Raw genomic sequence first — 9,562 nt, forward strand, 5'->3', positions numbered from 1 at the left:
TGCTGTTACACCGACCTTATAAAGGTATCAGTAGCAATGGACGACGGTGAGATATTAGGCTTTGACGCAAAGGGCTTTTTGGTGAACCATTATGACAGAGATATTCCCGAAGCGGATATATCCCAAAGCCGAGCGAAAGAGAGCGTGTCCCCACGCCTTGAAATAGTATCCGGCAGGCTTGCACTTATCCCTACCGACGGTTTGGAGGAGAAGCTGTGTTATGAGTTCAGGTGCAGGGCGGAAAACGGCAGGAACGTGCTTGTATATATAAATGCACAGACCGCTGAGGAGGAGCAGATACTCATTCTTGTGGAAAGCAAGTCAGGAACACTGACTGTATAAAGTAGGAGGATAAAAAAATGTCAGATTTCAGAAATTCAAAGACAAAGGATAACCTTATGAGAGCCTTTGCAGGGGAAAGTCAGGCACGAAACCGCTACACAATGGCGGAGGAAAAGGCAAGACAGCAAAAGCTTTATGTGCTTGCCGACCTGTTCAAGTTCACAGCCGATCAGGAGAAAGTTCACGCAAAGATATTTTACGAACATCTCAAAGAGCTGTCAGGAGAGAGCGTGTTTGTTGACGGCGGTTATCCTGTGGATATTTCGGAGGATATGTGTACCTTGCTTGGTATGGCAGACCACAACGAGCGTCAGGAATCAGACGACGTTTATCCTGCATTTGCGGATGTCGCAAGGCAGGAGGGCTATGGAAAGATAGCTCAGGACTTCACCAATATCGCCAAGATAGAGAATGTTCACGGCAAGCGTTTTGCGGCATTTGGCAAGCTTATGAAAGAGGGAAAGCTGTTCTCTTCCTCCCAGTCTGAAACGTGGGTATGCTTGAACTGCGGTTATATCGTGGAGGGCACGCAAGCCCCTGAGAGGTGTCCTGTTTGCGGAGAAGCGCAGGGATATTATATCAGACTGTCAATGGCTTCATGGGGAAGTAATTGTAACTGTGATAAATAGTGCTCTGTGCGGTGCGGCTGAAAATGCCGTGCCGCATTGTGCTTTATAAAAATACATCGCCGCAGGCGATACCATAATTCCTCACTCCTCACTCCTCATTCCTCACTTTCCCGATTTGTTTGCATTATTCACAATTATATGTTATAATAAAAATAACTGCGATAAAACATGAAAGGACTTGTGATAATTGATATATCTTGATAATGCAGCCACCACAAAACCTTGTGATGAAGCTAAAGCGGCTGTAATGAAAGGCTTGGAGGTCTTCGGAAACCCCTCTTCTCTGCACAGAGCAGGTCTTGACGCTGAGCTTCTTGTTTCTGACGCTCGTGAGATCATTGCCGACGCTCTCGGTGTTACCCCTGATGAGGTCTATTTCACTTCAGGCGCTACTGAAAGCAACAATACCGCTATTTTCGGGGCTTACAAGGCTCACGGAAAACGTAAAAAGCGTGTTGTCATATCCTCTGTTGAACACCCTGCTGTGAAAAATCCTGCCCAGGAGCTTGAAGATATGGGCTGTGAGGTCATAAGGATATCACCTGACGAGAACGGCGAGATAAACGCCCGTGATATCTTTGCCGCTGTGAACGAGGATACGTTCCTTGTTAGCTGTATGCTTGTGAACAACGAAAACGGCTACATACTCCCTGTGGAAAAGGCTTTTTCTATGATAAAGAAAAAGTATCCCCAGGTGATTACTCACTGCGACTGCGTTCAGGGATTTATGAAAATTCCTGTGAAAGCCAAAAAGCTGAATGCCGATATGATATCCCTCAGCGGTCATAAAATATATGCTCCAAAGGGCATCGGTGCGCTGTATGTGAAAAAGGGCATTCATATACCGCCTTTTATGCTTGGGGGAGGACAGGAAAAAGGCTTTCGTTCGGGTACTGAGTCAGTGCCGCTCATATGCGGTTTCGGTGCGGCGGTGAAAAAGCTTGCGCCGAATGTTTCTGCGAACTTTGAAAAGGCGGCTGATATCCAAGCCTATCTCATAGAAAAGTGTAACGAAAACGGCGATGTTTTCGTAAATTCACGAAAAGGCGGCTCGCCTTATGTCACAAGCATTGCCGTCAATGGATTAAAGTCCGAAGTACTTCTCCACTATCTTGAAAAGCGTGAGATATATGTTTCAAGCGGCTCAGCCTGCTCAAAGGGCAAGAAAAGCTCCGTGCTAAAAGAGTTCAGATATCCCGAGCAGAGCCTTGACTCCACTATCAGGATAAGCTTTAGCATCGACACCACAAAGGCCGATATCGACGCTCTTATGGAGGGCATAAAGTCTGCGCAGAATGACCTGTGCAAGGTAAGGTAAAACACGCAAACAAATGTTTTGTACTATTTATAAAGGGAAACGGCGAAAAAGGTCGCTTTTGACAGGTTTTTGACGAGGACTTTTTTTGTGCAGTTTTCGTAAAGAAAGGATAAAATTTATGAAAGAAATCATTCTCTGCAAATATGGCGAGATAGCTCTGAAAGGTCTTAACAAATCAAGCTTCGAGAGCATGATGACAAAGAGCGTAAAAAGAAGACTTAAAAGCTGCGGACAGTTCAGCGTATCAAAGGCGCAGTCTACATTGTATGTTGAGCCACTCAATGATGACAGCGATGTTGACATGGCGGTGGAAAAGCTGTCGAAAATTTTCGGTATTGTTAAGCTCTGTCGCTGCTGCGTTTTGGAAAAGGATATGGACGAGATACTCACAAAGTCACTTGACTATATCGAGGACGAAATGGAAACTGCGAGAACTTTCAAGGTCGACGCAAAGCGTTCAGATAAGAAGTTCCCATTCAAGTCCCCTGAGATATGTATAGAAATGGGCGGAAAGATACTTGAAAGATTTCCACACCTTAAAGTTGACGTTCACGATCCTGACGTTGTAGTAACAGTGGAGATAAGAGAAACGAACGCCTATGTTCACGCAGGCTCTATCGAGGGTGCTGGCGGAATACCTGTCGGCTCAAGCGGAAAGGCAATGCTTCTTCTCTCAGGCGGTATAGATTCGCCTGTTGCAGGCTATATGATGGCAAAGCGTGGTGCGATAATATCCGCTATCCACTTTGAAGCTCCACCATATACTTCCGACAGAGCGAAGATGAAAGTTGAAAAGCTTGCCAAGATAATCACTGCTTACTGCGGTGATATCAACTTCTTCTGCGTGCCTTTTACGGAGATCCAGGAGCTTCTGAGAGATAACTGCCCTGAGGAGCTTTTCACTATCCTGATGAGAAGACTTATGATGGAGATAGCTCAGAGGATATGCGAAAAGGAGGACATTCAGGCACTTGTCACAGGCGAGAGCCTTGGTCAGGTGGCGAGCCAGACTATGTATGCAATGGTCTGCACAGACGCCGCTTGCCGTATGCCTGTATTCAGACCATGCGTTGGTATGGACAAATCTGAGATAGTGGAGATAGCAAGAAAGATAGATACTTTTGATACCTCTATCCTCCCTTATGAGGATTGCTGTACAGTTTTCACGCCAAAGCACCCTAAGACAAGACCAAATCTTGCAGACGTTGAAGCCGCTCAGAACGCTTTCGATTGGGAGCCTTATATCCAGAAAGCTATCGAGGGAACAAAGCCTTATCTTATCAGAAACGCATAGCGTATTTTCATGGCGTACACCCGTTGCATGGTGTCTGTGAAAAGGTTACAAACGGGTTAAAACTGTAACAGCTTGTAGCTTAATTGTACGCTTTTTTGTACCCGAATATTGTGTCTTTCCATGGTGAAAAATGCCGAAAAGCCCCGAATTTTCAGGGCTTTTCTTTGCGTTCAAAAGGGTGTTGAACGGGCTTGTTAATAATGAAAAATCAGTAATTTGGTAACAAAAGTGTAACATCTGCTTACAAAACTTGCCATTAGCATTGGTTTTTGAAAAACGTCGAATTAACAAAATGGACAAAAAGAGCCGATTTTTTATGTGCAATATATAACTAAAAGGGGTGATTATTACTATGAAATTTGCTGAAGGTGACAAAGTGGTTACAGATAGTATTGACATAGTTACAAAAAGTGTAGTAAAATATATGATAAAGAGCGGTCGGAAGCTGTGTACTGCGGAAAGCTGTACAGGCGGAATGATAAGCCAGACGATCACTTCCGTTTCGGGAGCGTCGGAAATGTTCCTCGGCGGTGCCTGCACCTATACGGAGGAAATAAAGATGAAGCTTCTGAACGTGAAAAAGGAAACGCTGGAGCAGTATACTGTTTATTCTGAGCAGACAGCCAGTGAGATGAGCAAGGGTGCGCTGGAGCTTTTCGGTGCAGATTGTGCAGTGGCTGTTACTGGTATAGCAGGACCAAGCGGCGGCTCTCAGGAAAAGCCTGTGGGAACTGTGTATGTTTCAGTGAGAAGTCGTCAGAAAGAAATAGTCAGACGGCTTGAGCTTTATAAAGAATATGAGAATTTGGACAGAAGAAAGATCCGTATGCTTACAACAGAAACAGCACTGAGAATGGTGCTTGAACTGTATGAACAAAAGGCGGAGGCTTGAAATAAATGTCAATGGCTAATGAAACAATGAATCTGTCCGAAAAGGACGATACAAACTTTTTTGTAAGAGTAGTAAGATATTTTATCCCGTGGAAGGGCGACGGAGCAGGAGAAGTGTTCAGAAAGATAGTGTTCATGTTCTCTATCGTGCTTTTCTGTGTTTCTCTTAATGAGCTTTCAGATTTTCTGAAAGCCGACGAGCAGGATCAGAACTATATGCAGGAGATCGTAAATTACGAGCCTGACTTTAGCGATGACGTTGACCTGAGCAAGAATAACGGCTCAGACGATATTGACGTTTCTGACCCTGAGGCTTCAACGAAGGACAGAGAAGTTCAGGGTTGGGCTAAGAAGCTTCTGAAAAGGAACAAGGACGTCGTAGGCTGGATAAAGATCCCCGGCTTTAAAAATTCCGCAGGTGATGAATATATAAACTTCCCTGTTCTTAAAGGCAAGGATAATGAATATTATCTTTACAAGAATATAGACAAGCAGTATTACGAATCGGGAAGCATTTATGCAGACGCCTGGTCTACCATAAATAAGGACGGGCAGTCTGACAATATCACGATATATGGTCATAACATGAGATATGTGGGAACTTCCTTTACTCACCTTACTGAGTATAAAAAGGGCGTTGATTTTCTTAAGAAATATCCTGTTATCGAGTTCAATACTATCTATGACAGCAACTGTAAGTATGTTATCGTGGGTGCGTTCGTGACGGGAATACTTGAAAATCAGGACGACGGAAAGCTCTTCAAATACTGGACTACCAGATATTTTGACGACGCTGACTATAAGTTTGACGATTGGATCTCAGAAGTGAGAAAGCGTTCGTGGTATTCAAACGATATCGAGTGTACAGCAGACGATAAGTATATATCGCTCTCAACTTGTACAAACGAAACTTCAAATCTCAGGTGGGTGATCGTGGCAAAGAAAATGACGGCTGACGATAACCTGGATCTTATAATAGATTCCTATAAGGACAAGGCAAATAAGGATATTTATTTTCCTAAATGCTGGAGAAACGTATACGGAAACAATAAGAAGTATTTCGGCTGGGATTATTGATGTTTATTACACCAAATCGGTGTAAAATAAATTTTAGCTGACGTCAAGCTCACGGACGGCAGTGAAGACGGTTTGCGTGCAGACGGTCGGAAAGGGTAATGTGATTAAAATGAAGCAGAAAAAAACTGAAGACAGCATAAAGCGAACAGCTAAGCCGTCGGTCAGGAAAGTAGGAACAATGCTGGGCAGCGGTGCGCTGGCAGTGCTGATGATAGGTACAGTAAGTATCTTTGCACTTACAAGCGGCAACAACGAGGCTCAGAAGGACACAAAAGCTGCAATAACCAACACTAAGACCACTTCTGTGACAGAAGCAGAAACTGAGAGAGATGAGACCTATACTTCAATGAACACCGTTACATGGAGAAAAGCGGGTATCAGCGAGTATAAAATGGCACAGGCAGAGTCTGAGACAACAACTTCCGCCAAAGCCACTACAACAAAAAAGACAGAAACTACTAAAAATGCAGCAAAAGAAACAAAGGTCAATAACGTAACAATGGTCGCAACTGAGATCGTGAACGTCAGAGAAAAGGCTGACAAGAACTCAGAGATAGAAGCTATCGTTGCAGCAGACGAGGAAGTTATCGTTACGGCTGAAACAAGCGACGGTTGGTATAAGGTTACATACGGCGACTACAGCGGATATGTAATGAAGGACTATCTTAAAAAGGCAGAAGTAACAACAACTTCCGCTGCGAAGTCCGAAACTACAACAGCAGCTAAGAAGTTTGAAACAAAAAAGACTACGACAACAAAGGCTAAGACAACAAAGTCTGAAACAAAAAAGACAGAAACAAAGAAAGCAACAACATCAAGCTCGAACAGTTCTGTTATAAGCTATACAGATGAAGAATTTGATATGCTTTGCTACGTTCTTCAGGGCGAGGTAGGAAACTGCTCAGAGCAGAGCAAGATCGCTGTTGCAAATGTTATTATCAACAGAGTGAAAACAGGCAGATTTGGAAGCTCTATAAGCGACGTTCTTACAGCGCCAAATCAGTTCACTGCAATAAACGGCTATTACAGTGGCAGAAACAAGCCAACTCAGAACACTATTGATTGTGCAAAGAGAGCGCTGAACGGCGAGGATAATTCAAACGGTGCAGTTTATTACTACGCTCCACAGTATTGCGGTGGAAGTACAGCGTCTTGGTTTGAATCACTCACATTCTGCATGGAGCTTGATGGTCAGAGATACTTCAAGTAATATTTGAAGTTTTTGGCTAAAACGCCGATATTGTAGATGTAAAATTGTATATTATGCTGAAAAGTCAGGACGAAACTTAGCTTTGTCTTGACTTTTTTTCAGTATTTGATAAACTATTATTTAGGTATGCAGTGAGTATTTTGCTGCCATTGGGAATGTTTTGCGGTGTGACCGCTTGAAGGTAAGGACAGTGTCTTGACGATGAATTTGATGACAAAAAAGATATGTGCAAATGTCTGCGCAGCGGTAATGAGCATAACTGCCGTTGGTATATGCGGTGAGCTGCTGCTGGATAATAAAAGCGTGGGCGCAGAAAAAGCCCCTGCGGTGCAGGTCAAAAACGTTGAAGCTCAAAGCGTTAAGACCACTGCCGCTACTGAGGTCTATGACTTTGTGAAGTTCAAAAAGTCCTCTGTGGATAAGTATGATATGTCTTATGTTCAGCAGAAAAAGCAGGCAAAGACCACAAAGAAAAAGGCTTCAGCCAGTGAGTTTACTGTGGAAATGCCTGAGGATAAGGGCGAGTATTACGATATAAAGAACGACCCTGCTAACTTTACAGATACAAGAAGCGTCGCTGATGAGTATTATACTGTCAACGATATAATCTCAGGAAATATCGTCACTCTTAATGGTCATGAACTGCTCTGTCAGATAGTCAACAGTGAGATAGGCGGTGAGTGGGGCGAGGAAGCCATAAAGGCGCAGGCCGTGGCGGCTTATACATGGGTCAGATTTAACGATTCTATCGGTGCTATACCTACGGTGGGGCTTAAAAGCGGATATTCTTCAAAGATAGAAAGATGTGTAAATGCCGTTGAGGGTCAGACCGTTATGTATAACGGCAATATCATAAATGCAGTTTATTCTGCTTCAACAGCAGGTTATTCTACCACCAGCGAGGATATATGGGGCGTTTCTTACCCGTATCTCAAGCGTGTAAAGAGTGAGTTTGACGATAAAGATCCTAACTGGGGCATTGAAGCTACATATACAAAAGACGAGGTCAAGGAGCGTATCGAGAGCCAAACTGATATAAAGCTTTCCGACGACGTGAAGAACTGGTTTAAAATAGACTCTGCTTTCAGCGGAAAGTATATAAGCGGAGTGACTATCGACGGTCATACGAGCTGTACCTATGATGGCAGTGAAGCTAGGATAACAGGTATCACGCTCTGCAACCTCTTTGATGTGAAATCGAACGCCATGGAGATAAGCTATAAGGACGGTGTGTTCACTTTCAAGTCCTATGGCTGGGGTCACGGTGTTGGAATGTCGCAGTGGGGCGCTTGCTATTATGCCGAGGCTGGCTATACATACGATCAGATACTTACTCACTATTATGTGAATTGCTATCTTGGTCTGTCGGCTGTAAATGACAAAGCTGTAAAGAGAGGTCAGATGTCGCAGGACGAGATAGATAAGGAGATAAAGGATTCAGAGATAGTTGACGAGGGCGGAAACGCTTCAGGGGACAGCAAAGAGAACAGTGAGCCTGCACAGACTCAGCCGACCGAGAACGGCACTGTTACCACTGCTCCTGCTACAGAAGCACCTGATACTACAACAACTTCGCCTGACGTTCAGCCTGAGGATAATACCGCCACAGAGCAAAAAACAGAAGAAATATTATAACCGAAAGGGAGAATAAAAATGGGATTTTTTTCACCTAAGAATACACCTGAAAATGCAGTAAAGGCACAGATAGACGCAAAGCTTGCCTTTATAAACGATAAGTATACCGAGATAGGCAGATATGTCAAGCTCAGAATGGCTGACAAGATAGAAGAGCCGGAGGTGAAAAACCTTATTGCTCAGATAGACGCAACTCTTGAAGAACTGAAAAATCTTAATGAACAGCTTCTTACCATCAGAGGAATGAAACTTTGTTCCGGCTGTGGCCACGAGATACCAGTGAATATGGCGTTCTGCCCTAACTGCGGAACAAAACAGCCTGAAATGGCTCAGCCTGTTTATCAGCAGCCTGCTCAGGGCGGTGCAGTTCCAATGGGCGCACAGCCTGTTATACAAAACAGTCAGGGCTATCATAATCACCCTGTTTCACCTGCTTATAATCAGCCACAGGCTAATCCTGTTTATGGCAATCCTGCTCAGCAGAATGTTCAGACAGCCGCTCCTATCCCTGAGCCTGCTGTGGCACAGACTGCTGCACCTATCCCACAGCCTGAAACAGCACCTCAGCCTGCACCAATGCCACAGCCTGCTCCGGTGATAGCAGAAGCTCCGGTGCAAGAGCCTGCAAACAGCAGTTTTGTATTCTGCTCTCAGTGCGGCCACAAAGAGCCTGCAGGCGTTAAGTTCTGCTCAGAGTGCGGAATGAAGTTGTAATAAAAAAATTAAGGCAGCGCAGGATAATAAGTGCGTTGCCTTTTTGAGTAAGAAGTAAAAGAAGTAAAGGAAGATCTTTATGTCAGTGAATATTTCAAGCGAGCTTATGGATTATGATGTTATACTTGCTTCAGCGTCGCCAAGAAGAAAAGAACTGCTGTCATTGATGTGTGAGAATTTCAGGGTTATCCCCTCTGATTGTGACGAAAAAATACCAGAGGACGTTACACCAGAACTTGCCCCTGAGTATCTTTCAGGGATAAAATGCAGATGTATCGCTTCGGTCTATGACCTGAGCGTTGTTATCGGCTGTGACACTGTTGTAATATGCGATGGGGAAGTTCTCGGTAAGCCTGTGGACGAAGCTGATGCCATAAGAATGTTAAAAATGCTGTCAGGCAAGACTCATCATGTTGTAACAGGCGTTACCCTTGGCAGAGGCTGTCGTTACA

General features: G+C 44.1%; 10 protein-coding genes. All 10 read left to right on the plus strand.

From position 1 onward, the window contains the following. Window positions 1-342 (plus strand): PepSY1/2 domain-containing protein (locus tag QVO88_RS06055; RefSeq protein WP_288177823.1); only part of this gene is annotated, 342 nt, incomplete at its 5' end. Window positions 343-359: 17 nt separating this feature from the next. Continuing rightward, entirely contained in the window at window positions 360-971 is a 612-nt protein-coding gene (rbr, locus tag QVO88_RS06060; protein WP_022287611.1) for a rubrerythrin, read from the plus strand. Between the two features lie 187 nt (window positions 972-1,158). After that, complete coding sequence (locus tag QVO88_RS06065) at window positions 1,159-2,289, plus strand: cysteine desulfurase family protein (RefSeq protein WP_022287612.1); 1,131 nt, start codon at window positions 1,159-1,161, stop codon at window positions 2,287-2,289. Window positions 2,290-2,407: 118 nt separating this feature from the next. Next, window positions 2,408-3,583 (plus strand): tRNA uracil 4-sulfurtransferase ThiI, encoded by a 1,176-nt coding sequence (gene thiI, locus QVO88_RS06070; protein WP_022287613.1) that lies wholly within the window; start codon window positions 2,408-2,410, stop codon window positions 3,581-3,583. A 352-nt stretch (window positions 3,584-3,935) separates the two neighbouring features. Next, window positions 3,936-4,475, plus strand: a complete 540-nt coding sequence (locus tag QVO88_RS06075) for a CinA family protein (RefSeq protein ID WP_022287614.1) — start codon at window positions 3,936-3,938, stop codon at window positions 4,473-4,475. Between the two features lie 5 nt (window positions 4,476-4,480). Then, window positions 4,481-5,551, plus strand: a complete 1,071-nt coding sequence (locus tag QVO88_RS06080; protein WP_022287615.1) for a class B sortase — start codon at window positions 4,481-4,483, stop codon at window positions 5,549-5,551. A gap of 109 nt (window positions 5,552-5,660) precedes the next feature. Then, the gene (locus QVO88_RS06085; protein WP_265290846.1) at window positions 5,661-6,761 is read left to right on the plus strand and encodes a cell wall hydrolase; all 1,101 of its coding nucleotides are present in this window, start codon (window positions 5,661-5,663) and stop codon (window positions 6,759-6,761) included. 210 nt (window positions 6,762-6,971) lie between these two features. Continuing rightward, window positions 6,972-8,396: a SpoIID/LytB domain-containing protein gene (locus tag QVO88_RS06090; protein ID WP_288177824.1), complete on the plus strand. Its 1,425-nt coding sequence runs from the start codon at window positions 6,972-6,974 to the stop codon at window positions 8,394-8,396. Between the two features lie 18 nt (window positions 8,397-8,414). After that, window positions 8,415-9,110 (plus strand): zinc-ribbon domain-containing protein, encoded by a 696-nt coding sequence (locus QVO88_RS06095; protein WP_022287618.1) that lies wholly within the window; start codon window positions 8,415-8,417, stop codon window positions 9,108-9,110. 79 nt (window positions 9,111-9,189) lie between these two features. Beyond that, window positions 9,190-9,562 (plus strand): Maf family protein (locus QVO88_RS06100; RefSeq protein ID WP_288177825.1); only part of this gene is annotated, 373 nt, incomplete at its 3' end.

The organism is Ruminococcus sp. CAG:57, assembly GCF_000435935.1.
Lineage (GTDB): Bacteria > Bacillota > Clostridia > Oscillospirales > Ruminococcaceae > Hominimerdicola > Hominimerdicola aceti.

Bases quoted from the DNA above. Each gene is read 5' to 3' on its own strand.
- QVO88_RS06085 (WP_265290846.1), top strand. From the start codon at position 5,661: ATGAAGCAGAAAAAAACTGAAGACAGCATAAAGCGAACAGCTAAGCCG.
- QVO88_RS06095 (WP_022287618.1), top strand. From the start codon at position 8,415: ATGGGATTTTTTTCACCTAAGAATACACCTGAAAATGCAGTAAAGGCA.
- QVO88_RS06080 (WP_022287615.1), top strand. From the start codon at position 4,481: ATGTCAATGGCTAATGAAACAATGAATCTGTCCGAAAAGGACGATACA.
- rbr (WP_022287611.1), top strand. From the start codon at position 360: ATGTCAGATTTCAGAAATTCAAAGACAAAGGATAACCTTATGAGAGCC.
- thiI (WP_022287613.1), top strand. From the start codon at position 2,408: ATGAAAGAAATCATTCTCTGCAAATATGGCGAGATAGCTCTGAAAGGT.
- QVO88_RS06075 (WP_022287614.1), top strand. From the start codon at position 3,936: ATGAAATTTGCTGAAGGTGACAAAGTGGTTACAGATAGTATTGACATA.
- QVO88_RS06090 (WP_288177824.1), top strand. From the start codon at position 6,972: ATGACAAAAAAGATATGTGCAAATGTCTGCGCAGCGGTAATGAGCATA.